The sequence below is a fragment of the Plesiocystis pacifica SIR-1 genome (genome assembly GCF_000170895.1).
GTDB lineage: Bacteria > Myxococcota_A > Polyangia > Nannocystales > Nannocystaceae > Plesiocystis > Plesiocystis pacifica.
This window is the reverse complement of record NZ_ABCS01000039.1, coordinates 13380-39327: the sequence shown is the minus strand read 5'-3', so window position 1 is coordinate 39327 and position 25948 is coordinate 13380. Positions and strand designations below refer to the sequence as shown.

Annotated in this window: 19 protein-coding genes; 7 read left to right on the top strand and 12 right to left on the bottom strand. The window is 70.3% G+C overall.

The window, feature by feature from the left end; translation table 11 throughout:
• Positions 1-66 precede the first annotated feature (66 nt).
• Positions 67-2346 (bottom strand): serine/threonine-protein kinase, encoded by a 2280-nt coding sequence (locus PPSIR1_RS20185; protein WP_006972984.1) that lies wholly within the window; start codon positions 2344-2346, stop codon positions 67-69.
• Positions 2347-2715: 369 nt separating this feature from the next.
• Here PPSIR1_RS20185 and PPSIR1_RS20180 point away from each other — a divergent pair, with 369 nt between their 5' ends.
• Entirely contained in the window at positions 2716-3477 is a 762-nt protein-coding gene (locus PPSIR1_RS20180) for a hypothetical protein (RefSeq protein ID WP_006972983.1), read from the top strand.
• A 289-nt stretch (positions 3478-3766) separates the two neighbouring features.
• Complete coding sequence (locus tag PPSIR1_RS20175; RefSeq protein WP_157595751.1) at positions 3767-4498, top strand: TlpA family protein disulfide reductase; 732 nt, start codon at positions 3767-3769, stop codon at positions 4496-4498.
• A 203-nt stretch (positions 4499-4701) separates the two neighbouring features.
• Here PPSIR1_RS20175 and PPSIR1_RS20170 read toward each other — a convergent pair whose 3' ends face one another.
• The 4 genes from PPSIR1_RS20170 to PPSIR1_RS20155 form a co-directional block, all read right to left on the bottom strand.
• The gene (locus PPSIR1_RS20170) at positions 4702-5829 is read right to left on the bottom strand and encodes a DUF3419 family protein (protein WP_006972981.1); all 1128 of its coding nucleotides are present in this window, start codon (positions 5827-5829) and stop codon (positions 4702-4704) included.
• Positions 5830-6015: 186 nt separating this feature from the next.
• Positions 6016-7851 (bottom strand): long-chain-acyl-CoA synthetase, encoded by a 1836-nt coding sequence (locus tag PPSIR1_RS20165; protein WP_157595750.1) that lies wholly within the window; start codon positions 7849-7851, stop codon positions 6016-6018.
• Entirely contained in the window at positions 7848-8954 is a 1107-nt protein-coding gene (locus PPSIR1_RS20160) for a phosphotransferase enzyme family protein (RefSeq protein ID WP_006972979.1), read from the bottom strand. Before PPSIR1_RS20160 ends, PPSIR1_RS20165 begins: the two co-directional genes overlap by 4 nt.
• Entirely contained in the window at positions 8951-10006 is a 1056-nt protein-coding gene (locus PPSIR1_RS20155) for a hypothetical protein (RefSeq protein WP_006972978.1), read from the bottom strand. The genes PPSIR1_RS20160 and PPSIR1_RS20155 overlap by 4 nt, the downstream gene beginning before the upstream one ends.
• 22 nt (positions 10007-10028) lie before the next feature.
• Between PPSIR1_RS20155 and coaD the strand changes: the two genes are divergently transcribed.
• Genes coaD through PPSIR1_RS48080 form a run of 3 tightly spaced genes read left to right on the top strand, consistent with a single transcriptional unit; the run spans position 10029 to position 11434 of the window.
• Positions 10029-10559 carry a pantetheine-phosphate adenylyltransferase gene (coaD, locus tag PPSIR1_RS20150; RefSeq protein ID WP_006972977.1) on the top strand — a complete coding sequence of 177 codons (531 nt, stop codon included), beginning with the start codon at positions 10029-10031 and terminating at the stop codon, positions 10557-10559.
• A gap of 12 nt (positions 10560-10571) precedes the next feature.
• Positions 10572-11267 carry a hypothetical protein gene (locus PPSIR1_RS20145; RefSeq protein WP_157595749.1) on the top strand — a complete coding sequence of 232 codons (696 nt, stop codon included), beginning with the start codon at positions 10572-10574 and terminating at the stop codon, positions 11265-11267.
• A complete protein-coding gene (locus tag PPSIR1_RS48080) occupies positions 11264-11434 on the top strand; it encodes a hypothetical protein (protein ID WP_006972975.1) in 171 nt (56 codons plus the stop codon). Before PPSIR1_RS20145 ends, PPSIR1_RS48080 begins: the two co-directional genes overlap by 4 nt.
• On the opposite strand, the gene PPSIR1_RS20140 is transcribed toward PPSIR1_RS48080, so the two are convergent.
• The 4 genes from PPSIR1_RS20140 to PPSIR1_RS20125 form a co-directional block, all read right to left on the bottom strand.
• A complete protein-coding gene (locus tag PPSIR1_RS20140) occupies positions 11431-12285 on the bottom strand; it encodes a hypothetical protein (protein WP_157595748.1) in 855 nt (284 codons plus the stop codon). The two genes, PPSIR1_RS48080 and PPSIR1_RS20140, sit on opposite strands and share 4 nt — an antisense overlap.
• A 181-nt stretch (positions 12286-12466) precedes the next feature.
• Positions 12467-14041 (bottom strand): WS/DGAT domain-containing protein, encoded by a 1575-nt coding sequence (locus PPSIR1_RS20135; RefSeq protein WP_006972973.1) that lies wholly within the window; start codon positions 14039-14041, stop codon positions 12467-12469.
• Positions 14038-14994, bottom strand: a complete 957-nt coding sequence (locus PPSIR1_RS20130) for a glycyl-radical enzyme activating protein (RefSeq protein WP_006972972.1) — start codon at positions 14992-14994, stop codon at positions 14038-14040. Before PPSIR1_RS20130 ends, PPSIR1_RS20135 begins: the two co-directional genes overlap by 4 nt.
• Positions 14984-17653, bottom strand: coding sequence for a pyruvate formate lyase family protein (locus tag PPSIR1_RS20125; RefSeq protein WP_006972971.1), 2670 nt, complete (start codon positions 17651-17653; stop codon positions 14984-14986). The genes PPSIR1_RS20130 and PPSIR1_RS20125 overlap by 11 nt, the downstream gene beginning before the upstream one ends.
• A gap of 716 nt (positions 17654-18369) precedes the next feature.
• Between PPSIR1_RS20125 and PPSIR1_RS50250 the strand changes: the two genes are divergently transcribed.
• Positions 18370-19941, top strand: a complete 1572-nt coding sequence (locus tag PPSIR1_RS50250) for a M57 family metalloprotease (RefSeq protein ID WP_006972970.1) — start codon at positions 18370-18372, stop codon at positions 19939-19941.
• Between the two features lie 74 nt (positions 19942-20015).
• Here PPSIR1_RS50250 and PPSIR1_RS20115 read toward each other — a convergent pair whose 3' ends face one another.
• Positions 20016-21077, bottom strand: coding sequence for a pirin family protein (locus PPSIR1_RS20115; protein WP_006972969.1), 1062 nt, complete (start codon positions 21075-21077; stop codon positions 20016-20018).
• Positions 21078-21243: 166 nt separating this feature from the next.
• On the opposite strand from PPSIR1_RS20115, the gene PPSIR1_RS20110 reads away from it, so the two are divergent.
• The gene (locus tag PPSIR1_RS20110; protein ID WP_006972968.1) at positions 21244-22614 is read left to right on the top strand and encodes a hypothetical protein; all 1371 of its coding nucleotides are present in this window, start codon (positions 21244-21246) and stop codon (positions 22612-22614) included.
• 272 nt (positions 22615-22886) lie between these two features.
• On the opposite strand, the gene PPSIR1_RS43280 is transcribed toward PPSIR1_RS20110, so the two are convergent.
• Complete coding sequence (locus tag PPSIR1_RS43280) at positions 22887-24446, bottom strand: carboxypeptidase regulatory-like domain-containing protein (protein WP_006972967.1); 1560 nt, start codon at positions 24444-24446, stop codon at positions 22887-22889.
• Positions 24447-24620: 174 nt separating this feature from the next.
• A complete protein-coding gene (locus PPSIR1_RS20100; protein WP_006972966.1) occupies positions 24621-25865 on the bottom strand; it encodes a hypothetical protein in 1245 nt (414 codons plus the stop codon).
• Between the last annotated feature and the right edge of the window lie 83 nt (positions 25866-25948).

The window sequence follows — 25948 nt, the reverse complement described above, 5'->3', positions numbered from 1 at the left end:
CCAGGGCCCAGCCTGTCACGCTTTCGTGAGCTCCTACCCGTTTGGGGCCCGAGGACGTAGTCCGGCTCACGGACTCGCGCCCTCTCGTGTCCCGGCCTCGAGCTCGGCGACCAGGCGCGAGCGCGCGCTGTCGAGGGCCCGGCGGCTCTCGTAGGTCGAGTAGACCTCCTCGGGCAGCGCCAGCAGCTTCTCGACCTGCTCGAGCTCCCCGCGCGCGTCGCCGCGGTCCGCATGAATCGCCCGCGCGATGAAGTAGGTGTCGAACTCCCGCCGCGTGCCGGCCCCCGCGATGTGCTCGCGGGCCTGCTCGATGAGCGCCAGCGCCTCGTCGTGGCGCCCCTGCATCCGGCGGATCTCCGCCATGTTGTTGTAGCAAGCGACGACCAGAGGGTGCGCGTCTCCCATCAACGCGCGGCGCAGCTCGAGGGAGCGCTCGGCGTAGCCCCACGCCTGCTCGGGCTTGCCCATGGCCATGTAGGCGTTGGCGATGTGGTTGAGGGTCCGCCCCACGACGGGCTCGTTCTCGCCGTAGAGCTCGATCTCCGCGGCGAGGGCCTGCTCGTAGTTGTCCACGGCCGCTTCGAAGTCCTTTTGGCCAAAGGCCACGCCCGCGCGGCAGCTGAGCAGCTCGCTGAGCAGGCGCGGGGCCTCCCCGACCCGCTCGAAGGCAGCCTCGGCCAGGCTCAGCCACATCGCCCCCTCGGGGCGCTCGAGCTCCGCGCCCTCGACCCACGCCAGCCACATCAGCGCCGCGACGATGAGCCGGTCTTGCGAGGTCGACATCGCCGCGGTCAGGGCCTCGAGCAGCGAGGCCCGGGCGCCCTCGAAGTCGCCCCGGCCCAGCTCCGCGCGCGCGAGCGCGAGCCGGGCCTCGGCCACCAGCGGGGCGTAGCCGATGGCTTCGGCCTTGGCCTCGACCTGGGCGATCATCACCAGGGCTTCGCCGTAGCGCCCCGCCGCGACGAGGATCTTCGCCTCCGCCAGCGTCCCCCGAGCCCCCTCGATCTCCGCCCGAGCGCCGGGGTCCCGGGGCAGGTCTTGCTCGGACTCGAAGGCCCCGGGGTCCTCGCAGGTGGCGAGCCAGCCCAGGGCGCCGACGGCCGAGACCGCGTTCTCGACGACGACCTCGTCGGCCTCGCTGAGGGTCTCGACGAGGACCTCGACCTCGCGCAGGCGACGATCCAGGCACGCCGCGCGCTGGGCGAACTCGACCTCGGACTCGCGCCCGAGCACCACCGTGGCCTCGCACGCCTCCCGGTATTGGGCGGCCCACGCCCGCGCGTAGTCGTCGAGCTCGCGGACGACCGCGGCGGCGCTCGCGTCGGCGTAGTCCGCCCCCTGGGCTCGGAGTCGGGCGTCCACCGCGGCCCGTCGCTCGGCGTTCCAGACCTCCTCCAGGCGGCGATCACCGGCCTCGCACAGCCGCGCCTGCTCGCGACCGTGGAGCTGCCAGCCCGCGACGCCGGCCGCCACCGCCACCGCCACCGCCACCCCCGTAGCGATCCGAGCCCGGGTCAGCTTCGACCCCGAGCGCAGCTCGAAGGCCCCGTCGAGGGCGCTCAAGAGCGCGTCCATGGACGGGAAGCGGTCCTCGGGGCGGAGCGCGACGGCGCGACGCAGCGCAGCCCCGACCCCCGCGGGCAGCTCGGCGTCCAGCTCCCCAAACCACGCGTCGGTGAGCTTGACCTTGGCGATGGCCTCGATCGAGCCCGAGAAGGGCGAGCGACCCACCAGCGCCTCGTAGAGCGACACCCCGAAGCTGTACTGGTCGCTCGCGGTCGTCAGCTCCTCGCCGCGGTGCTGCTCCGGCGACATGTAGCGCGGCGTGCCGACGACCCGGCGATGGCGGGCGCGCGACAGCCCCTCGGCCAGGCCCTCCTCCTGCGCCGGCGCGGCCGGGCGGGCGAGGCCGAAGTCCAGCACGCACACCCGACCGTCGTCGCCGACCATCACGTTCTCGGGCTTGAAGTCGCGGTGGACGACCCCGGCGGCGTGGGCCGCCGCGAGGCCTCGCCCCGCGTCGACGAAGGTCCGCAGGATCTGGGCCCCAGCCCGAGGCGCCTCGAGCCAGGCGCACAGATCCTGGCCCTCGATGAGCTCCATGACCACGAACACCCCGCTGCTCGGGGCCTCGCCCCCCTCGAGCTCCGAGTAGGTCCCCGAGTCGAACACGGCCACGACGTTGGGGTGAGAGATCCGGGCGATCGCCCGGGCCTCGCGCAGCTCCTCCGACGCCCCGCGACGGCGGCGGCGCAGCAGCTTGATCGCCACCTTGCGATCGAGCTGGGGATCGTAGGCACGAAACACCGAGCCGGCGCTGCCCCGCCCGCAGCGCTCGAGCAGCACGTAGCGATCCAGTGGGACCGCTCGGAATCCTCGTCGTCCTTCCACGCTCCCATTCAACATAGCCTGGCAGGGCTCGGCGTCCATGCCCGCGCGCGAGTCTGTCCGCGGCCACGCTCGAGGGCGGGGAGAGGGCCCCTCAGAGCCGTCATGGACGCGCTCGATGGCCGTCACCGGCGGCTCCGATGGATCCCTGCCACTGCTCTGCTTTCATCTTCGATATGTGCATTCGAGGGCTCGGGAATGCACATGAGCTCACCGTCACGCCTCCCAAGCCTGGACACGCAGCGCCACCCGCCCCTTGGTGCCAGCGCAGACCCTCCACCCCCCGATTGGTTTGAACGCGCCCCAAACGTGGGCAATCATCGTTCCATGAGCGATCGCGTCGTCGACATGGGCGGGGGTTTCTGGAACATCCGAGGGACCTGGCGCATCAAAGGCCTGATCAACGCGGGGACCCAGTCCTCCCTCGTCCGCCTCGAGAGCGGGCGCTTCGTGCTCCTCGACAGCTACACCCTCCACGGCGCGATCGAGCGCGAGGTCCTCGAGCGCACTGACGGCGGCGCGGCCATCGAGGCCGTGCTCAACCTCCACCCCTTCCACACCCTCCACGTCGAGCGCGTCGCGGCCCGCTTCCCCGGCGCCAGGCACTACGGAACCGCGCGCCACCATCGCCTGCTGCCCGACCTCGACTGGCAGCCCGAGCGCACCGAGACCGAGGCCTTCGCGGCCCTGTTCGCCGACGACTTCGACTTCTCCGTCCCGGCCGGCGTGGACTTCATCGCCCGCGACGAGCGGCTGCACTTCGCGTCCGTGCTCGCCTTCCACCGGCGCAGCCGCGTGCTCCACGTCGACGACACCCTCAACTACCTGCCCTTCCCCCTCGGCCGGCGCCTCGACTTCCACCCCACCTTGCCCCAGGTGCTCGAGCGGCGCCCCGGCGCGGCGGCGGCGTTTCGCGGCTGGGCCGAAGGGCTGATCGAGCGCTGCGCCGAGGTCGACCACGTGTGCACCGCCCACGCCGGCCTGGCCAAGCGGGGCTCGCTGGGCTCCGTCGCCGATCAGATCCGCGCCGCGCTGAAGCGTGCCGAGGCGACCCTCGCCAAGCACGAGGCCAAGCACGGCGCCGGCTGAGCGCGGACCCCCCTGGCCCGAGCGCCGGGACTATACTCGGGCGTGCCCAGCCCGACCGCCTCGACCGCTCTCTCCCTCGCGCTCACCGCCTGCCTGGCCCTCGGCCTCGGCGCGTGCCAGCCCGCCGACGGTAGACCCAGCGCCGCCCCGGGCGCGGCGACGAGCGACCTCGCGAGCCAGGGCGTCACGCGACTGCGCGGCCGGGCCCTCGGCCACGACGGCCCTCCTCGACGAGCTCCTCGCCACCTTGGGCCCCGCCGATCCCATGTGGAGCCTGCGGGCTTGGTCCATGCCGCAGGCCCTAAAGCTCCGCCCAGAGCCCGAGTACCGAGATCAGGCGCTGCGCCAGCACCCCGACGACGAGCTCGTCGCGGGCCTGCTCTACAACCAGCTCGAGGCCGCCCTGCGCGAGCCGGGACCCGCCGCGGTGGCGCAGATCCGGGCGGCCTACGAGGCCCTCCAGGACGAGCGCTTCGCCGGCACCGTCGGCCAGTTCATCGCCCGTCAGCACGATCCAGACCGCAGCACCGCCCCCGGCCAGCCCCTGCCCGCGTTCAGCTTCTCGCGCCTGCGCGGCGGCGACCCGATCACCCCGGAGAGCCTCCGCGGGCGCGCCTACGTCCTCGACTTCTGGTCGACGTCGTGCAAGCCGTGCATCGGGGAGATGCCCCGGCTGCACCGGGCCTACGCCGCGCTCAACGGCGTGGCGCTCCCCCCCGAGCGCGCCAAGCAGCCCGCCAGCTACCGCGACCTCGCCCTCGACACGCCCCGCGTCGAGTTCGTGTCCATCGCCCTCGACGACGATCCCGACGAGGTCCGCCGCCTCCAGGCCGAGGGCTGGCCCATGCCCTGGCCGAACACCGTACCCGCCGACGACGACGCGAACGCGGACCTGTGGCAGCGCTTCAACCTCGTCGGCGTCCCGACGATGATCGTCGTCGACGCCGACGGCACCATCCTCGCCAGCGGCACCCACGTGCGCGCCGACGACCTCGCCGCCTTGCTGCCCCCGGGCCCGTGAGGGCGCGGACGAAATCCTTGACGGATCCAGCCCCCAGCGGCACTGCCGAGGGCATGAAGACCAAGACCCAGACCAAGGCCGGCGGCTTCGCCACCCGCGGGGCCTGACCCCAACTCGCGGCGAGCGAGCAACCAATGCGACGGCCGCCGGGCAACCCCTCGGTTACCTGGCGGCCGGTTTTCGATCCGAGGCGCGGAGCGGCCTCAGTTCGCAACGGTGTAGACGTTGACGCGCCGGTACTGCTTCGAGCGGTCGCTCGCCGAGGCCCAGTCCGACTGCTCGCGGTCCATGATGAAGCGGTCCTCGAGGCCGTGGAGCTCCATGAGCGAGCGGTCCTCGACGCTGCGGTAGAGCACCTTGGCGCCCGAGCGGGCGGTCCGGAAGATCTCGCGGAACAGCTCTTGCTGCACGGCGCCGGGCATCCAGTCGACGGCGTCGCACAGGGTGTAGTGCGTCCACGTGTCGGGGCCGGCGTTGCCGAGCAGGTCGAAGATGTTCTTGTTGTGGTAGCGCATCTGCGTGCCCGACTCCCTGCTGCGCTCGAAGTGATCGCGGCGCAGGTAGGGGGGCACGGAGTCGTCGAGGTCGTGGTTGAAGTGACCGGCGGCGGCGTACCAGGCGTACCAGTTGCGCTCGAGGTCGGTGTCCGCGAGGCGCTTCATGTGGTTCTCGAAGAAGTCGACCATCTCCATGACCGACTCCTCGGCGAGCATCTTGTCGCGCTGCTCGTAGTTGACGCCCAGGGCGATGAGCTGGATGGGGGACTCGAGGCCGGCGAGCACCCAGCGGCGGCGGCGGATCTCCTTGAAGGCCCACTCGACGGCCTGGACGCGCTGCTCGCGGGTCTCGCCGATGCGCGCGCGCAGCCAGTTGGCGTCGATGCCGGTGAGCTTGCGGAACAGCGTCAGCATCTGCGCCGTCATGCCCGAGCGGACCATGGACTTGTTGAACATCCGCCAGCGCACGCGCCAAAAGGCCTGCATCCACTTGGGCAGCTCCTGGCTGAGGTCGCGGACGATCTTCTCGGCGTCGGGGTGATGGCCGTGGCCGAACAGGGTGTAGAACTCCGACCAGCTGTCGAGGTGCTGGGCGCCGGCCGACTTGAGGGCCGTCAGCGCGAGGTGGTGGGGGTTGATGTCGACCGCGTCCACGCGGGTCGCGTGGCGGCTGATGTGGTTGGCGACGCCGCAGCCCGCCCCCGAGATCGCCAGCACCGACGAGTCCTCGTCGACGCCGAGGATCGTCTCGTCCACCTCCGTGTCCTCGAAGAGGATGTTGTACACGTAGGCGGAGCGGAAGAACTTCTCAAAGGTCCAGTCGCGTAGTTGCATGGGTCTCGAGGCCGAGCATGCCTATCCCTTGCGGCGTCCCAAAGCGTCACGCTGAGGAGTCCAAGGGGACAACTTCGGCAATCGTTCTAGTGCCAGATGAGTGACACACGGGTCAACCAGCGGCCGCGCTCGAGACAAAACCATGAACCTGGCGACTGAAGGCCGCTCACTCCAAAGACGAGCGGATCACAAGGATCGCTCGCCGCGGAGCGCTGCGTCACGGGTTGCACGGTCCAGTGTGACGTAACTGCTGCTCGAGCGGTCCCAAATCAGCAGCGGGTCGTCGACGCGCGCGGGATCCCAACCCTGATCGCGCAGGTCGTTCTTCTTGTGCTTGAAGGTGCCCGTGGTGCCCATGGCAGCCACGATCCGTAGAAATCGCGGCTGGGCGTAGGTCGGCAGGACCTCGCTGACGTGAGCGTAAAAGGCGCGGGGGTCGAAGTCACCATCGACGACGATCGCCGCCATACCCGCGCGGCCTTCACTGCCGGGCACCTCGACGCCGTAGACGTTGCTCTCGAGCACACCGGGCGCGCCGTTGAGCTGCTCGGCGACCTCCTGCGTCGACACGTTCTCCCCCTTCCAGCGGAAGGTGTCACCGAGGCGATCGACGAAGTGCAGGTGCAAGAGGCGATCGACGCGGAGCAGGTCCCCGGTGTCGAACCACGCGTCGCCCGGGGCGAACACGTCGCGCAGGATCTTGCGCTGGCTGGCCGCGGCGTCCTTGTAGCCGGCGTAGGGGTTGCGATCGTTGATCTTCCCAATCAGCAGGCCGGGCTCGCCGAAGGGCGCCCGGACGCAGCGGCCCTTGGCGTCGCGGACCACCTCCCCGCGGGCCGGATCCCAGCGGACCACGGCCATCTTCCAAAACAGCAGCGGGCCCACGGTGCCGCGCAGGTTGAACACGTTGGCCGTCTCGGCGTTGCCCTCGGTCGCGGCGTAGAACTCGACGACGCGCTCGATGCCGAAGCGCTCGCAAAAGCCGTCCCAGATGTCGTCGCGCAGGCCGTTGCCGACGAAGCAGCGGACCTCGTGCTCGCCGTCGTCAGGCCGCGGGGGCTGGTTGTGGAGGTAGCGGCACAGCTCGCCGATGTAGATGCAGGTCGTGACGCCGTGGGCCCGGCACTCGGGCCAAAAGCGCGAGGCCGAGAAGCGGCGGGCGAGGACCAGCTGGGCCCGGCGGGCGATGGTCATGGACACGCCGATCATCGAGGCGCTGGCGTGGTAGAGCGGCAGCGCGACGTAGACGATGTCCGCGGCGGTCAGCATGGCCAGGCCCCCGAACACGTCCCCGGCCCGGCGCTGGCGGTGGTGCTTGACGACGGCGGGCTTGGGCAGGCCCGTGGTCCCGCTGGTGTAGATGTAGGCGACGACCTTGGTCAGCGGATGCTCGCGGACCTCGGGGATGGGCAGGGGCGAGCAGCCGGCCACGCCCTCGGCCCAGCTCGACCAGCCCAGGCATACCCACGCGCCGGACCCTTCGGGCTCCCTACCGAGGCCGCCCTCCACGTCCACGAACACGCGCTCGGGCGAGACCGGGACCGCGTCCGCGTCGCTCGACTCGGCCAGCTCGCGCAGGCCGTCGAGCTGTCCCTCGCCGACCACGACGGCCCGGGCCTCGCTCGCCCGCAAGGCGTGGCTCAAGGCCGCGCCGCGCAGCGCCGGGTTGATGAGCGCCGCGACCACGCCGAGCTTGGCGAGGGCGTAGTAGTGAAACAGGTACGCCGGGCGGTTCTCGAGCACGAGCGCGACGGTCTCGCCCGCGACCACGCCCGCGCGTCGCCAGGCCCGGGCGTGGCGGTTGACCGCGGCGTCGAAGCTGCCCACGGTCCAGCGCCGATCCTCGAAGGTCAAGAAGGGGTCGCCGGGACGCTCGAGGGCCCAGCGCTGGAGCTCGAGGGCGATGGTCTGGGTCGAGTTCGGATCCCAAAAAAAGTTGGTCTCGAGGCCGCGGCCCATGGCCTCGGTGCGCGCCAGGGCCTGGCGCAGGCGAGCGAGCAACCCGGCTCGAGGCTCGCTCACCCCCGGGCCTCCTCGTCGATGACCGCCGACCGAGCGCCGCGGGCCCCCGCGAGGGCCTCGTGCAGCGACCACTGGCCGCGGGCGCGGTGGAGGTTGTGCTCCCCCCGACCCGCGAAGCGCTCGCGGTCCCAGCCGAAGTAGTCCTCGAACAGGGCGTCGGCGGCGAAGCGGCAGGCCAGCTCGAGGCTGATCCACTCGGGCCCGACGAGCAGCGCCTGGCGCTCGTCGGCGCCCAGGGCCTCGCCACCGCCCTCGACCCAGCCCGCCTGCCAGCCGCGGAAGGACTCGCTGAACAGCTCGAGGTCGAGCTGAGCCTGGGCCTGGTCTTCGCCCGCGCGGTTGGTCCACGAGCGCCACGCGTCGCCGAGCTCGTGGCCCAGGTGCATGGGCGCGAGGGTGTCGAGGTCGATGAGCGCCACGGGCTCGAGGCGGCCGGGGCCGGCCTCGCTGGCGAACAGCAGGTTGTTGATCTTGAGGTCCCCGTGGGCGACGCGCCGGGGCAGGCTCGGGGGCAGCGGCGGCAGGGACTCGGCGGCCGCGAACAGCCCCTCGGCCAGGGCCGCGACGGCCTCGTAGAGGCGGTGCTGCGCGTGCTCGGGCCGGTCGACGGCCTCGCGCAGGCGCCCGAGGTGACGGGGCGTATCGTGCACGCCGAGGCGCAGGGCGACGAAGTCGTGCTCGAGGTCGGCCACCGCGGCGTGCCAGCGCCCGACGAAGCGACCGGCGGCGCGGGCTTGGGCGGGGTCGTCGAGGGCGTCGACGCTGACCCCGGAGACCGCCGTCTGCAGCCGCCAGGTCCCCGCTCCGCCCTCGCCCGGGTCGACCTCGAGCCACCAAGCGCCGGCGTCGGTAGGCACGAGGGCGGGCGTCCGCAAGCCCTTGCGCTCGAGGTGGCCGGTGACCGCGGCGATGTTCTCGTGGATGCGCGCGTCGAAGATCGGGTTGACGCGCTGGAGCACCCAACGCCCCGCGCCCTCGCCGGGGCGCGAGCCCTCCACGGCCAGGGTCTCGTTGATCAGCCCGCGCCCGAGGGGGCGGACGTCCGCGTCGGCGAGGGACCAACGCGCGAGGATGTCGGTGAGCCCGCGGGAGTCCGCGCTCATTCGGGCTTGGCCTCGGCGCCTGGACCGGTCTCTCCGGGGGAAGGTGCCGGCGCCTCGAGCTCAGCCTCGGCGCCCGGGCCCGTCTCGCCGGGAGAGGGAGCCGCAGCCTCGAGCTGCTGCTTTTCGTACTCCTCGCGGGTCGGGTAGGTCTTCGCGGCTTCCTCGAGCTCGGCGATGCGGGCGCGCAGCATCTGGGCCTTGGCCTCGGCCGGGTCGACGGGCTTCTTGGCCTCGGCGGGCGCCTTGGCCTCGCCGCCGGACTCCGTATCGCCCCCCGCCTTGGGCCCCTCGAGGCCCGCCCCGGACTTCTCGAGGTGGCTCTTCATGAGCGCCGCGGCGGCCAGCGCCTCCTCGCGGATGCCCAGCTGCCCGCGGAGCACGGCCTCCTCGTAGAGCCAGTCCAGGTTCTCCTCGCCGCCGTCGGCGGTGAGCTTGGCCCGCGCCTTGGCGATGGTGTCCGCGCCCTCGCCGACGCGCTTGGCGTCGAGGGAGTAGACCTGCCCGAGGACGAACAGGGCCTCGGCGGTCTCCTCGCGGGCGAGGCTCTTCTCGAGGGCCAGGGCCGCGTCCGCGGTGCGCCCGTGCTTGCGCAGGGCCATGCCGACGTCGCGGTAGAGGGCGGCGTCGGCCTTGGGATCGTCGTGGCGAGCGGCCTCGGTCAAGTAGTAGAGCGCGGGCGCCCGGCGGTTGCGGGCGGTGATCATCGACAGGCCCAGCTTGCCGTCGCAACGCACGCTGGCTGGGATCTTGTTTGCACACTTGCCCAGCGTCGTGCGCCCCTGGGCGACGTTCTCGTCGGCGAACTGCTCGGCGGCCTTGGCCAGCAGCGCCTCGATCTCGGCCTCGGGCAGCTGCTCGCCCTCGCGGGCCTTGGGCGCCTTGGGCCGGCCGCGGCTGCGCTCACCGCGGTCCTTCTCGAGCTCGCCGCGGGCGAAGGGGCTGGCCTTGTCGACGCGCTGAGGCTTGGGCGCTTCGGCGCTCGGGCAGCCGACGCTGAATGTGAGGAAAGCCGAGGCCGAGATGAGCAGGGCTGTTGCCGACGACGCGCGCATGGACGCGAAGTATACTCGCCGGGTGAGCGGATCAAGCCCGCGCTACATCGCCGTCTATCCCGGCTCCTTCGACCCGATCACCCTCGGGCACACCGAGATCCTGGAAAGGGCCGCCCAGCTCTTCGACGAGGTCGTCGTGGCCGTGGGCCACCACCCGGTCAAGCGCGGATTTTTCAGCTACGAGCAGCGCGTGGAGCTCATCCGTGAGGTTACCGCGCACATCCCCAACGTCCGCGCGGCCCACTTCTCGGGCCTGATGATCGACTTTTGCCGCGAGGTCGGGGCCCGGGTGATCGTCCGCGGGCTGCGGGCCGCTGGCGACTTCGAGCCCGAGTTCCAGATGGCCCTGGCCAACCGCGAGCTCGAGCCCAAGGTCGAGACGGTGTTCCTCATCCCCGAGCCGCAAAAGCAGTTCATCTCGTCCTCGCTGATCCGCGAGATCGCCAGCCACGGCGGGCCCTTCCAGCGCTTCGTCCCCGGCGCGGTGAGCCGGGCGATGGAGGCCCGCTACCCGCAGCACTACGGCGGCCCCGCGGCGTCCACGGACGACTGACGAGGAGTGAGCGTGGCTGACGACGACGCCAGGGAAGACGCGGACGGCACCGCGAGCCGGGCCATCGCCAGGCTCGACGAGGGCCAGCGCTGGAGCGGCGACGAGCACGGCCTGCGCGTGGCCGCGGCCCGCGAGGCCGGCCTCGACCCGAGCGAGGTCGAGCTCGAGCTGTTCACCGCGGGCTTCAAGGCCGGCATGACCCTCGACGACCCCAAGGACCGATCCATCGTCCTGCGCGGCCGGACGATCCTGCGCGAGAAGCAGCTGCGCAAGTCCCTCGCGCCCACGGTCCGCTTCCTCCAGCTGCCCCAGGACCAGGTCGCCCTGCGCGTCCACGACGGGGACTTCGAGCTGCGCGTGTCGAGGAACGCCGCCGAGCAGGCCACCCCGGTGCTCGACTCGGCCAAGCTCGTGCTCAAGCTGTGGCTGGGCTTCGGCCTCCTCGGCCTCCTCGCCTACAACCTCCTCGGCGTCGCCTGGCTCGCCGCGATCTTGTGGGGCGGCGCGCTGGTCGGGGGCGCCTACGTGCTCCGCCAGGGCGCGGTGTCCGGCCGAGCCATGCTCGCCGCCCGGCTGATCACCTCGCTGAGCATGCTCGCCCAGGAAGAGAAGCTGATCTTGCCGCCTTCCAAGGAGGACCTGGCCCGGCGCGCGGGCAAGGACGGCGCGGCCCTCGGGGAGCTGCGCGCCAGCGGGGACGGCCCGTGACCGGCCCCGGACTGTGCGCCCGCTGTCAGCACGCCCGCCGCATCGTCAGCGGCAAGGGCTCGGAGTTTTGGCGCTGCTCGCTGTCGGAGCGCGTCGCCGGCTGGCCCAAGTATCCCCGCCTGCCCGTGCTGCGCTGTCGCGGCTACGCCGAGGGCGAGCCGAGCTAGGAACAAATCTTAGATAGGTAGTCGAGCTCGGTCCTTTCGAGCCGTTGCTCGATGGCCGCCGCCACGTGTTCATCGGTCCCCCGGGGAAACTCGATCTTCGGGTTCCGACCCACAAAGACCAAGCACATATGCGAGGAGTGACGCGCCAACATGTATTCGTACTTGGCGAGCCACAAACTCAAGTGTGTATCGAGTTGAGCTCGGTCCACCCTTGAGGGAAGAAGGTCGTCTTCCGCAGCTCGGACGAGGCTCCGCACCCGCAAGTTGACAGTCTGCATCTCGTCCGTCACACGCCGCAGAGCCTCGAAGATTTGCCTGGGTCGACCTGGCCTGATCAAGCCCAAGTAGGACGCCCGCGCGAGCAGGTCATCTTTGAGAGTCAGCAGCTCATTTGCCGATGAATACCGAACACGCTCCATGTCATCCTCGCTCAGTCCGTCCAAGAGCTCCCTGGCGAATTCGAGCTGTCGATCAAAGATGGCTTTGGAGTCTGAAAGTGACTGCCCGAGCACCACGACAAAGCGAAGCTGATCGCCAGGGTCTTTGGGGTTGAAGTCTCCTCCCCCGAAAGCCAGCGATGCGAGCTCGCTCTGAACCTTGTCGAGCTGCTCGTCCATGTTCGCCAGGTCCTCCCGGGTAGCACTCACCTCCTTGGCGAGGCTTCCCATCTCGTCCTTGACTCCGACGAGGACCGCAAGCCCCTTGGACTGCAGCGCAGCGACCTCCTGCAGCTTCCCAGCGACCTCCTCGAAACCCGCCTCACCAATGGATTCGATACGCGCGAGAACTTCGAGGATCGACTCGACCCCCTTCTCCTGGTCCTCTGCGTCGACGCCCTCATAGATGTCCACGAGAACGCCTCCGACAACGGGAATACTCTTGAGAGCAATCTTCGCAGCGCTGTCCAAAACGGGCTGGCCTCGGACCCAAGTCACCGCAGAGTTGATTTTCTCGAGGATCTCGGACCAGGGAACTCTTCGGTTTTGACGCGCTCTCTCCATGAGCCCAGCCTGGAGCCATAGCCCTGCGCAGTCAAGCACCCCCCAATCGGGCGAGCTCCCTCAGCTCATCCTCGACCAGCGCCGCGAGCTCCCGCGGATCCCCGATCAAGCCCGCGTCCGCGGCAAAGCCCACGCTCAGCTGCCCCGCGTAGCTGGCGATGCTGATGCCCAGCCCGAGGTGCCCGGACTGCGGGACCCAAAAGCGCATCGCCTGCACGCGGCGCCCGGCCAGGAACACCGGCCGCTCGGGGCCGGGGACGTTGGTGACCACGGCCGAGGCGCGAGCGGAGAAGTAGGACACGCCCGCGGACTCCACGGCCGCGGGCGCCAGACCCAGCATCCACAGCAGCCCGTGGGTGACCACGGCCTCGGGGCTTCGCTTGAGCGCCCGGGTCCGCCCGGCCACGACCTCGAGGCGCGTGCGCGGATCGACCACGCCCACGGGCAGGTCGAGGAAGATCAGCCCAAAGTGATTGCCGAGCGCGGCCATGTCGGCGAGGCGGCGCAGGTTCACGGGGATGGTCACGCGCAGGTCCCCGGCGCAGGCCTCCTCCTGCCCGCGGCCGAGCAGGTGACGACGCAGGGCCCCCGCGACGGCCGCGAGCACGAGGTCGTTGAGCGTCGGCCGCGAGCTCGGGTCCGCGCCGGCGAGGGCGTCGCGGACCGACTTGAGCTGCGCCAGGGGGAGCTCGCGGGTCCAGGCGACGGCCTTGGGCACGCCCAAGGGTCCGTGGAAGCAGGGCGTCGTGTCGGGGCTGCGCAGGCCCAGCTCGCCAAGCTCGCGGACCACCGCGCCCGCCTGCTCCACGGTCTGTTCGGTATTGAGTCCACCCTGCCCCCGCTGGCCGCCCTCCCTGGGCTCGCGGTGCAAGAGGAGCTTGACCCCCGTGGGCATCACCTCGCGCAGGTAGGCCCGGGCCGCGCCGACGTTGGGGCGGCGCGCACCGAAGAGCATCGACAGGGGCGTTGGCCCCTTCACCTCCGGGGCGTCGTCGACGAGGGACATGAACACCAACATGAGCGCGATGCCGTCCCCGACGCAGTGGTGCACCCGGGCCACGACGGCCGTCCCGGCGGCCCCGAGCTGGACCACGTGCAGGCGCCACGGCGGCCGCTCGCGGGGCAAAGCGAGGGCGAGCTGCTCCCCAATGAACGCGCGCAGCTTCGCCTCGGCGTCTCGTCCGTCGTCCTCGCTCAGGTCGTGCTCGAGGACGTGGGCGTCGAGGTCGACGGTGTCGGCGGGTGTCCAGCGCGGCCAGCCGTCTTCGGCCTCCCTGTCGCCCTCGCCTCCCTCGCTTCCTTCGATGCAGGCCGCGAAGCGAGGCACGGTCAGCAAGCGCGCGCGCACGAGCTCGACGACCTCCGCCCGCGGCAGCGCTTCGGCCACCCGGAACATGCCCGTCACCGTCATCCGGTTCTCGGGTCGCTCCATCCGCAGCCACGCCCGATCCACCGGCGAGAGGCGGCGCTCGACCTCGAGCACCCCCGAGACCGCGCGCCCGAGGGCCCGGCCGAGGACGGGCGCGACGTGCTTGGCGACCCCGTCGACGACCGCCGCCTCGGCCCGCGCCCACGCGCTGTCTTTGTGCTCCGAGTCCCCGCTCACGCGACCGCCTCCGGCTCTGGCTCTGGCTCTGGCTCGTCAATGAGGTGCGCCCGCAAGCCGGCCTCCGCGAAGGTCTCGAGCAGCCCCGCGTAGTAGGCCCGGGTCTGCGGACCGATGCCCAGAGGCGCGCGCGCCCGCGACAGCCGGGGCAACTTCGCCTCCCACAAGTGGTTGTAGGGCAGCAAGGTCAGCGCGCTCACGCCCATGGTCAGGAGACGCTTCGCGGTGGCCTCGACGTTGGCCCCGTCGTTGAGCCCGGGCACCACCGGCGTGCGCACCTCGACCGCGACGCCGTGCTCGGGCGCGCGCTCGAGCAGGCGCTCGAGGTTGGCGAGGATCGTCGCGTTGTCCCGGCCGCACAGCTCGAGGTGGCGACCACCGTCGACGTGCTTGACGTCGTAGAGCACGCGCTCGAGGTGGGGCAGCAGGGCCTCGAGGCGCGCGAAGGGGTAGGCCCCCGCGGTCTCGATGCAGCGCGAGATCCCGGCCTCACCCAGGCGCGGGAGCAGCTCGAGCAAGAAGGCCTCGTGGAGCACGGGCTCGCCCCCCGAAAAGGTCACGCCGCCGCCGGAGCTCTCGAAGAAGGGGCGGTCGCGCAGCAGCGTGGTCAGCAGCGCGTCCGCGTCGACGTGGGCGCCGACCTGGGTCAGCGCCTGGGCCGGGCACGCATCCACGCACGCGCCGCAGCCCGTGCACTTGGACCAGTCCACCCGCCCCTCGACGCCCAGGCCCAGCGCGCCCTCGGGGCAGACGCCCACGCAGGCCGAGCACCCGGGGATCCTCGCGCAGCGCTCGGCGTAGTAGGCCAGCTCCGGCGCGTTGCCCTGGGCCTCGGGGTTTTGGCACCACACACAATTCAGCGCGCAGCCCTTGAAGAATACGACCGTGCGGATCCCCGGGCCGTCGTGCACGCAAAAGCGCTGCACGTCGAAGACCAAGCCTTCAGACGCCATCGCCCCCGCCCTCTTCTCCATCTTCTCCGCCTTCTCCAGCGAGGACCACCGGGCAGGCCGAGGCCCCGTGCCGGCTCCGCGCGATGAGCTCGTCCTTCATGGCCTCGCTCAGGTCGTTGAAGTAGGCGCTGTAGCCCGAGATGCGCACGACCAGGCCGCGGTGGCGCTCGGGGTGGGCCTTGGCGTCGACGAGCTCGGCCGTGTCGAGCACGTTGAACTGGACCTGGTTCCCGCCCGCGGCGAAGTAGCCGCGGACGAGCTGGTCGATGCGCGCCAGCCCGACCTCCCCGCGGACGAAGCTCGGGTCGAGGGTCTCGTTGAGGGCGTAGCCGTTGCCCACGAAGCCGCCGCTGACCGCCGCGACCGAGAGCAGCGAGGCCGTGGGCCCGCGGTTGTCGGCCCCGCTGCTCGGCGACAGGCCGTTGGCCAGGGGTCGGCCGGCCTTGCGCCCGCTGGGCAGCGCGCCCAGGCGCCGACCAAAGCCCACGTGGGTCGTCATGCTCCAAAAGCCCGGGGCGTAGGGGCCGTGGCGCGGGTTGAGGTGCTCGCGCAGGAGCTCGGCGTAGAGCTCGGCGACGCGTCGGGCCCAGCGCTCGGGCGGGCCCGCGTCCTGACCGTACTTGGGCACGTGGTTGCGCAGGCGCTGGCGCAGGGCCTCCTCATCGACGAAGTCCCGGGCCAGCGCGCGGCGCAGCCGGCCCAGGCTCAGGGACTGTGAACTTTTCACAGTCCCTGTCCTCTCTAGGAGCCTGTGGTGAAACCCGTCACGACCCAGCGCACGCCCTCGCGGCCCGATCCCACGTCCGCGACTCAGCTCGGGGCGGCCGCCCCCTGGAGGCGGGAACACCAGCTGCTCGAGCACCGTCAGCGAGTCGGCCACGTCGGCCACGCCCACGGCCTGGACCCCCGTCGAGTTGAAGTCGGCCCCGCCCGCGCACACGTCCTTGCCCCGCGCCGCGCAGCCCCGGACCACGGCCGAGAGCATGGGCGTGGGCCGGTACTCGGCGTGGGCCCGCTCGATGGCGTCGTTGCCCGCCACGACCTCCTCGATGCGCGCCTCGACGGCCGCGCGGAAGGCCGCCCACACGTCGTCCATGTCGCGCAGCGGGGGCTCGTGCTCTTCCATGAGCAAGTCCCGGAGGATCGCCGGGAGCGACACGAAGGCCGCGCCCGCGGCTGGGAAGGACCGATAGGGCACCCCCCACTCCACGCAGCCGACGATGGCGTAGTCCTCCGCCGCCTCGTGGGGCACGCCCAGCCCGCGGATCGCGTCGACCACCCCCTCGTCGCGAAACAGCGCCGGCATCCCCCCGCCCTCGCGCAGCACCGCGTAGGCCAGGCGACGCAGCCCCTCGGGCGTGCCCGGGTGCACCCGCAGGTGCAAGTTTGGCTGGCGCAGGCGCAGCTGGTGATAGGCCAGCAAGATCGCCCGGGTCACGGAGGTCGTCGCGTCCGCGCCGGTGCGCGGGTCGGTCCCGCCCAGGGTCAGGCCCGAGGCCGAGGACAGCCCGGAGAAGAACTCCGTGCTCATCGCGTTGAACAGCGGCAGCTGCTCGGCGGCCTTGGCCAAAAAGCAGCCCGTCAGCTCCACCGCCCGCGCCTCGTCGAGGCGACCCGCCTCCAGGTCGGCGTCGAGGAAGGGGGCCAGGTACTGGTCGATGCGCCCGAACGAGATCCCGTGCTGGAAGCTCTCTTGGTGGATGACCACGTGCGTCGTGAACACGCTCTGGAGCGCCTCGTGGTAGGTCCGCGCAGGTTCGATGGGCACGCGCGCGAGCACGGCCGCGAGCTCGCGCAGCTCGGCGGCCCGCTCCGGGTCCTCGGCCACCTCCGCCGCCCCCGCCACGAAGCGAGCCTGGCGCTGGGCGAAGTCCATGGCCGCGGTCACGCAGATCGTCGCGGCCTCGTAGAACTCGCGCTGCTCCGAGCTCTGGGCGTGGCGCTGGGCTGCGCGCAGCTCCTCGAGCACCCCCCGCAGGCCCAGGCGCAGCACCGTCGGGTAGTCGGGGACCACGTGGGCGATGCCGGCGAACTGCGTGAGCACGAAGTCCCGGGCCTCGACGAGGCGATTTTGCAGCAGCTTGTCCGCGGCCAGCAAGGGCGCGCGCGAGAGGATCGAGCAGGTGAACCACCACGGCAGGATGTCGTCCTCGAGCCTGCGCAGCTGCTCGTCCGTGGCCGCCAGCGGGTTGAGCTCGCGGCGGGTCAGCTGGTCGAGCTCGGGCAGCATCAGCATGCCGCCGTACTCGGGGTGGATCGCCGAGCCGATCCGATGGGCCGTCGGGTTGCCCATGATCAGCTCGTCCGGGTAGACGCGCAGCTGCATGTGCCCGAGCACGTGGGCGAAGCCCCGGGCCAGCGAGACGATCAGCGGCTCTGGGTGGGTCGTCGCGTCGAGGGCTTCGTAGACGGCCTGCAGCGCGTTCGAGGCCCGCAGCACCAGCTCCGGCGCCTGGGCCCCCTCCCCGAGGTTGCGCTTCATCGCGGCCTTCATCGCGTCGAAGTGGCGCGCGGCGAGGGCCTCCGTGACCGCGTCGTGGGGTCGATGGGCGCGCAGAAAGGTCGTGAGCAGCTCGGCCTTTTGCGTACACAGGTGATAGGGCGCGTCGAGCAGGGCCGCCCGGATCCGCTGTAAGCGCGGTGAAGGCTCGACGCTCACGAGCGCACTCTCCGCACGCCCCCTGCCGACTGTGAAGCTGTCCATGGCTTCATCATCGTCACAGGCCCGCTGTGGCGCATGCGAAGGACTTGCGCCATCTCCGCGCACTTCCCATGGATCGGCGCAGATCGGACGTACGCAGCTTTGGCGCCCCAAAACTGGAGCCCGATCGCCAATACCGACAGCAATTTTGAAACTGCGATTCCTGCCACGAGAAGGAGGAAGATTCTTCACACTCACGCACCCAGCGCACAAACAGTGCGAACAGTCGAATGCGCAAATCACGGGTCAAAATCGCTCACCGATACGCGTCACATGACCCAAAGGACATGCTTACGGCCAAAGGACAGCACATTTCGAGCCGATACGGTGCTCACGCTGTTGAGCACGACTACAAAGAAGACTGTATCGAATTTAACTCTTGAACACTGGACCAAGCCTTGGTAAGTGCCGACTCCGATGGTGAGCGGGCGAGGGAATGGCCCTCGCAGTTGCTGCTCATTGTCCAAATTCAGGAAGATACGAGGGATAAGATGACGAAGAAGTCGAATTTGTACGCTGCTGGAACTCTGATCATCATGGCTGCATTGGCCACGAGCTGTGTCGATTCCGTCGACGATACTCAGCTCCGGCGTACCGAATCCGAACTCATCGTCCACAACCTCGAACTGGCCGGATACCCCATCAGCGAGATTGACGTCCTCCCCGATGGAACGGTGTTTGTCGGCCAGGACGCCGTCGTCACCCTGCAGGCCTCCCGCGAGATGGCCGGCATCTACGACGACCTCGTCGACTACTTCGGCGAGGAGCCCTTCCGCCAGTACCGCACGAACAATGTCGTCGATCCGGGGACCATTGGCGGGGTGATCTGCGTCAGTCCGACCAGCGCGCTGCTCGGCTCGGCCGGCGCGGACGCAGCCCTCACCAAGGCGGTCGCAAACTACAAGGACTACAACTACAGCGCCGCCGGCGGTCAGATGCAGTTCACGATGAAGCGCACCGACACCGAAGGGAGCGCGGGCTGCAACTCCACGAACACCATCACGGCCAAGTTCGACTCCACCAGCGGCGGCGGCGTGGCGGGCTTCCCCGCTGGCGGCCAGCCCTACAAGGAGTTCACCGTCGGCCCGATCGCGGCCAACTACGGCGTTGACGTCGGCGCCCACGTCATGACCCACGAGCTCGGCCACGCCATCGGCTTCCGCCACACCGACTACTTCAACCGCTCGATCAGCTGTGGCGGCGCCGCCACCAACGAGGGCGACGGCGGGGTCGGGGCCAACCACATCCCTGGCACCCCCACCACCAACGTCACCTCCTCCACCTCGGTGATGTGCTCGTGCTACAGCACCAGCAGCGACGGCGTGTGGACCTCCTCGGACCAGATCGCCCTCGACTGCATGTACGACTCGGGCAGCTGCGCGCCCCCGGCCCCGCCGAGCTACTCGACCATCTACACCGAGTCGAACATGTCGGGCGGCACCAGCTACCCCAACGGCGGCGGCGGCACCATCGTCAACGGTGTGTTCGACGCGACCGGCTACAGCGCGGTGCGCTTCGCCATCGCCGGCGGCAGCGGCGACGCCGACCTCTACGTCAAGTACGGCTCGGCCCCGACCACCAGCGACTACGACTGCCGCCCCTGGCTCTCGGGCAACAACGAGAGCTGCGAGTTCAACCCCTCGCTGGACGGCGACTACCACGTGATGATCGTCGACTACTCGGCCTACTCGGGGGTGACCTTCACCATCGACGCCGAGGGTGAGGGCGGCGGCGGGAACCCCGATCCGGACCCCGAGCCCGACCCCGACCCCGACCCCGATCCCACTCCGGGCGACTGGACCGAGCTCTCGAACGACAGCTTCGAGTCTGGCTGGGGCAGCTTCAACGACGGCGGCAGCGACGCGGCTCGCTCCTCCGCCTACGCCACCGACGGCTCCTACACCCTGAGGATCCGCGACAACTCCGGCACCGCCTCCTCGGTCTTCTCCGACGACTTCGACCTCAGCGGCTACAGCGACCTCAAGCTCGACTTCAGCTTCTACGCCTACAGCATGGAGAACGGCGAGAACTTCTTCATCGAGCTGTGGGACGGCAGCAGCTGGGTGGTGCTGGCCGACCTCGCCCGGGGCACGGACTTCAACAACAGCACCTACTACGACGCTGGCTTCGAGATCAGCGCCAGCGACGTCAACTTCGCCCCGGACGCGAGCCTGCGCTTCCGCTGCGACGCCTCCAACAACGCCGACCGCATCTACCTCGACGAGATCGTCATCTCGGCCAAGTAGGGCCCGCGCGGTCACCAAGCGAGAGGGGAGCTCCCGGTACGCCGGGGCTCCCCTTCTTCTTGGTTGGCCGCGGCTCACTCGGCCGCTTCGTGGGTCTCTTCGCGCCCGTCCGAGTGCACGGCGAAGCGCCCCGGCGTCGGGCCGTGCACCGGCCCGTCCTCGGCCCACGGCCACCCGCCAAAGCCGGTGCTCCGGTAGTCGATGAAGGCCTGGCGCAGCTCGGCCTGGGTGTTCATCACGAAGGGCCCGTGGTGGGCGACGGGCTCCCCGATGGGCCGGCCCTGGAGCATCAGCAGCTCGACCCGCCCCTCGGAGCTGGCCTCGAGCTCTACCGACTGGTCAGAGCGCAGCCGCACGCCGGCGTGGCGGTCGAGGAGCTGACCCCCGAGCGCGACGGACTCACCCAGGAAGAAATAGAGCGTACGGTTGAGCCCGGGGCTCGCCGCCGGCAGCGTCCAGCGGCTGCCGGGCTCCATGCGGATGGTCCAGATCGCGACCTCGGCCTCGGGCCGCGCGGCCCAGGAGTTGGGCGGCGGCGCGGGCGGAGCCTTCGGCGTGCCTGCCGGGACCTCGACCCTCTCGGGCAGCGGCCCCGCCACGACCTCGAGCTCCACCCCCTCGGCGACCTGCGGGCGCGGGATGCCCTCGGACCACAACATGGTGAAGTAGGGCTCGACCATCTTGTCCTCGGCCGGGAGGTTCAGCCAGATCTGGAACAGCTCGCCGCGGTTGTCTCCGTCTTGGTCGAGCAGGGGGAACATCTCCGAGTGCACGACCCCCTTGCCGGCGGTCATCCACTGGCAGTCGCCGTGGCCAAAGCGGGCCTTGGCCCCCGTCGAGTCCGAGTGATCGATGTAGCCGTGGCGGGCGAGGGTGACGGTCTCGAAGCCGCGGTGGGGGTGACGCGGAAAGCCGGGGACGACGTCGCCGTGGTACATGCGCCAGCCCTCGCGCAGCTCGAAGTCCATCCCGATGTTGCGGCCCTTTAGGGTCTCCTTGGGCGGGCCGAGGGTGGGCGTACCGGCCGGGTAGGCGTCGTCGTGGTGGACGCAGAACAAGAAGGGATCGAAGGTCTGCCAGGGGAAGCCCAGCTCGAAGGCCCCCAGGATCGCGCTGTCTTGGATCTGGTCGGTCATGGGGCTTGCATACGACGGCTCGGCGAGAATGCTACCAAGACGCGCCCGGGGCCTTGTGGGGCGGTCCTGGCAGTGACCCGGACCACCGCCCATGGGCGAAAGTGCCGCGGATCGGCCTGGAGGTCGGGGACAATTCCAGCGCTTTGAGGCTACAGTCCGCCCCGCCATGAACCCGCGCGCGCGCCTCATCCCGCCCCTGTTCGCCCTGCTGGCGAGCGCCTGTGCCCAGCCCGACCCCGTCTACCTCCCCGCCCCCGAGCACCTGCTCTCGGCCACGCAGGTGCCGCCCATGCCCAGCGACCCCGACGACCCGTGGGCGCGGGTGGTGTGGACCATGAACTACGACCTGCGCGAGTTCGACGGGACCTGGGCCTGGCTCGAGGACGAGGCCACCCCGGGCCTCGAGCGAGACCGCAGCATGGGCGCGGCGGCCCTGCTCGGCGTCGCCGAGCTCGACCGCTTCGAGCTCCTCGGCCCGGGCATCGACAGCCTCGCCGCGGCCATCGCCGCCGACCCCGAAGACGGCCGGCTCCCGGCCTGGCGCGCCTACCTGGTCACCCTCGAGGCCATGCGCGCCGGAGACGAGGCGGGGACCGAGGCCGGCTACGAGGCCATGCGCGCGGCGACGGACGCCTACACCTCCTTCAGCTTGTTCGGCGTGACCCTGACCGTCGCCGGCGACCCCAACGCGGACGAGGCCCTGATCCGCGAGGCCCTCGACGAGTACGACCGCCTGCTCGTCGACTTTGGCGAGCTGCAGTACGAGGACGACGCCCTCAGCCAGGCCCGAGGCTCGCGCCTGGGGGACTGGGCCTCGGCGCCCTTCAACATGCCCGGGACCCAGGCGCTCATGGGCGACATGGCCGCCCGCGCCGGCGAGCACGACCGAGCCAAGCGCCACTGGTACACCGCCCTGCGCGGCAACGAGGCCTACCGCTGGGCCTTCCGCGACGAGGTCCAAGAGCGCCTCGACCTCGGGCCCGAGGCCGTCGCCGAGGGCATCGCCGCGGGCGAGCTCCAGCCCTTCGGGGCGCGCTTCGAGGGGGCCCTCGGCACCCCCGAGGGCTTCGTCGATCCCCGCTTCGAGGGCCGCGTCGGCAACGGCAGCTGTACCCTCTGCCACACCCGCCTGGGCGCCTTCGACGATCCCACCGAGAGCTCGAGCAGCATGGAGGTCGGCTTCATCCGCGGGACCATGGTCCTGCCCGAGGGCGTGCCCAACCCCATGCCCAACCTGTTCGCCCTCCCCGGCCAGGACTCGACGCCCAAGGGCTTTCAGATCGCGCGCATCGAGTGGAACCAAGACGAGTCGAAGGCGCCCCTGCCCGCGCCCGAGCCGGGCACCGAGGTCGAGTACATGATCGCCACGCCGCCGGGGCTGCAGTTCGTCGCGGGGCGCATCGGCGTCGACGATCGCGTCGACTTCGACGCCTACACGGCGCGGACCATCGGCCCGCCGCGCTACATCGACGTCCGCGCCGGCGAGATCGCCGACATCACCAACGCCAAGCCCATGGTGTTCGAGGCGGCCGACTGAGTTTGCGCCGCGTTCGGCTCAGACACGGTAGACCGACGCCTGAGGGGTACGAGGCCAAGCGGGTAACCAGATCGCCGGGACGCGGATAACCGGAACGACAAGCTCGAGCTTTGGAGCACTTCATCCCCGCCAGATGACGCCCCCGCCAGCGGGGGCGACCCCATGCCCTCTCCGAGGCACGAGCTCCATTGCCCACCAAGCCAAAGCGGAGGAGCGGAGCGAGGAAGCGCCCCCGGTCCACAAACGACTGTGGGGGCAAAATAGCGCTCGGCTCAGCCGGGCGGCGGGTAGTTCTCCTGGCACACGCCGATCTCGAGGATCGTGTAGATCAGCACCAGCTCCTGCGGCGACAGCCCGACGTAGTTGAAGAACTCCGCGGTGTGGTAGCTGGTGAACTGAATCTTGCCGCAGCCGTACTGACCCGTGACCGTCAGCGGCAGGATCTCGTTGGCGGGGATGTCGAAGCCGCTGCCCGGCCCCTCGAGCCAGGCCTTGTGGCCGATGTTGACCTGCCCGCCGTTGCCGTCGTCGACGAGGATCTCCGGGAGCGGATATTGGATCCCCGACCAGTTGTCGACGGTCATGACCTTCGGCAGCTCGTAGAGGGTCGGGTGCAGCTCGTCGTTGAGCGGGTTGATGTCCTTGAGCGGCTCGGGCATGGACTCGAGCCACTCGAGCAGGCCGTCGTCGAGGACGTCGGCGAGGGAGTCGTAGGAGCCCAGGTCGCCGTCCCCGCCGCCGTAGAAGGTCTGGTACTCGGGGAAGACCTTGCTCATGAACTCGTTGGACCAGTCGGCGGCGTACCAGCGGCCGCCGGCCTCGACCCAGCTGCGGATGTTCTCGATCTCCGCCGGGCCCATGGCGTCGGAGTAGGTGTCGCCGGAGCAGGGCACGAAGATGATGTGGTAGTCGTCGAGGCGGTCGGGGTCGGAGATGAGCTGGGTCATCGTCCCTTGCGAGGGGAAGCCGTCCGTGCCGGGGTCGCGGCCGTTGTTGTAGAGGTCGAACTGCTCCGTCCCCGCGATGGTCCGCTCCTGGAAGTTGGTGATGCTCGTGTCGCCGAGGCCGAACTTGCCCAGGGCGTCCTCGAGGCGGTCGAAGGTCCCGTTGGCGACGGCGATCTTCGGGATGTAGAGGCCGTCGTCCGGGCTCCACTCCCCCGGCAGCTCGACGTCCTCGTCGGGCAAGTCGGTGTCGCCCGCGGGGATGTCGATGGGCGTGATGCGCATGAACTGGCCCTTTTGCACGACCAGGAACTGGCCCGGGCCCGAGCTCACCGGCAGGCTGAAGGCCCCGTTGACGTCGGTCTCCGTCGACTTGGTCCCGCACGGCAGCTCGACGCACTCTTCGCAGTAGACGTGGTCCGGGACGCCCTCGGGCTCGACCCCGGTCACGTAGACGAGGGCGCCCGGCGACGGGATGGTGCCGTTGGGGGCGAACACCGTCCCCGACAAGGTCGCGTCGTTGTCCCCCTCGCCGCAGCCGTCCCCGCCGTCGGGCTGGGTGAGGGTGTCGAACTTGGGCCAGTTTTGCCCCTCCCCGCCCCCGCCCCCGCTGGAGCTGTCGTCGTCGTCCTCGGCGTCGTCCGACTCGCCGCTGCTCTCCCCGTCCTCGTCCTCGTCGGCGTCCTCGCCCTGGTCCGCGTCCTCGCCCTGGTCCGCGTCTTCTTCCGGACCCTCGGGCGTCTCCTCCTCCCCAACTTCATCGGCCCCGCCCTCCTCGGAGTCGGGGCCGCAGGCGCTCAGGCCCAGCGTCGCGAGCACGGCGACGGCGAGGTCGAGGCGGTGAGAGAGGACGAAGTGCGGATGTCGGCGAGAACGAAAGACAGTCATGAGCCCGTAATCCAGGCACTGATGCTAACAGCCATGACAGCAAACGAAAGATGGCGGAAAAGACGCCGCCACCGTTCGAGCAACCCTCGCGTCATGAACAGGCAAAACATGGGCGGAGCAACGATCAACGAGGATCGAGCGCTGGGCGGGATGGCATTGCCGAGACTGCACAGTTCAACCTTCGAGATCCGCTCTGCTCCCTCGATCGCGCGCCTCTTCGGCAGCGAGGCGCTCGTCTGGGTGGCGAATGTTCCCAACGAACACTCCGCCGCAGTTCGGGCAAGTCGAGGTTTGGCGAGATATCCGCTCACGGCACTCGGAGTCCGAGCAGCGCAGCGAACCAAGGCGACGGACCAACTCGCGACCAAAGAAGAACGCGATAGCCGCGCTCGCCAGCCCGAGCAAGCCATGAATGAAGCTGGCCAGCGTACCGATCACGAAACTCGCAATCCCTAGGAACAACGCTTCGCCCCGCTGGTGTCCAGGCAGGACGCGGAACACCGGGCGGCCCTCGTTCCACGGCTCGACATCACGTTGGTCCTCGGTGTTCTGCCCGTCGCCCTCCACCACCTCCTCCTCGGTGTCGCCGAGGGGCCGGGTGAGTTCGTCGAGCAGCCACGGCTCGGGCCACTCTTCGGGGTCCTCGGGCAAGCCGAGGCGGGCGCACAGATCGGGAAAACAACGGCGCAGCCACTTGATCCCCCGGCGAAAGCTCGCCGCCTGGTTGGGCTCGAGCTCCCCCGCCACGGTCCGGAGCGTCGCGCCGTCGAGGTCACGAGCGACGGCGACGACCGCGAGGGCAAAGGCCATCGTCGCCGGGGACAGGTAGCCGAGCGAGGTGAAGCTCCACTGGTGACCAGCGATCAGGCCACCATCCGCCGCGGTCGACCGGTGGCGGGCCGTGGCGTTGGTCGTGAGCACGCCGAAGCCGAGGTAGACCGTGGTCAGATCGGTCAGCCGCTCTTCTTCGTCGACGCGCTCGGGGTCCAAGATCGCAAGGCCAAAGCGGGTCCGAAACGCGTGGGCGACCTCGTGAGCCATGGTCGCCGTCACGCCGAGTCCGTCGTCGAGGCGGTCCGCGTTGACACCGTAGAGGCAGACCTCGTCGACGATCCCGGCAAAGTAGGCAGCCGCCCCCTCGTGCTTGACCGAGTTGGAACTGACATCGGGCGAAGCTCGCTCCTCCTCGAAGATGCGCACGTCGACGTCGAGCTCGTCGAGGCCGGCGTAGACGTGCAGACGCCGGGCGAGGCGGTGGACGCCGCGGGCGTCGGGGGTCCAGGTGTCGGGAAAGAACTCGGCCACCGGGAGCAGCACGGGCGCAGCGACGAGGGGATCGCGGCCGCTTTGTCTAGCGATGTCGGCGAGCGCCTCGATCACCCATTCGCGCTCACCGACTTCGGGCAGCAGATCCGTCACGGCCCGCAGTGTACGAAGAAGCCCCACCGGGGGCGACCACCGCACCTACACCCAGGCCCCATTGCCCCACGCACAAAGCGGAG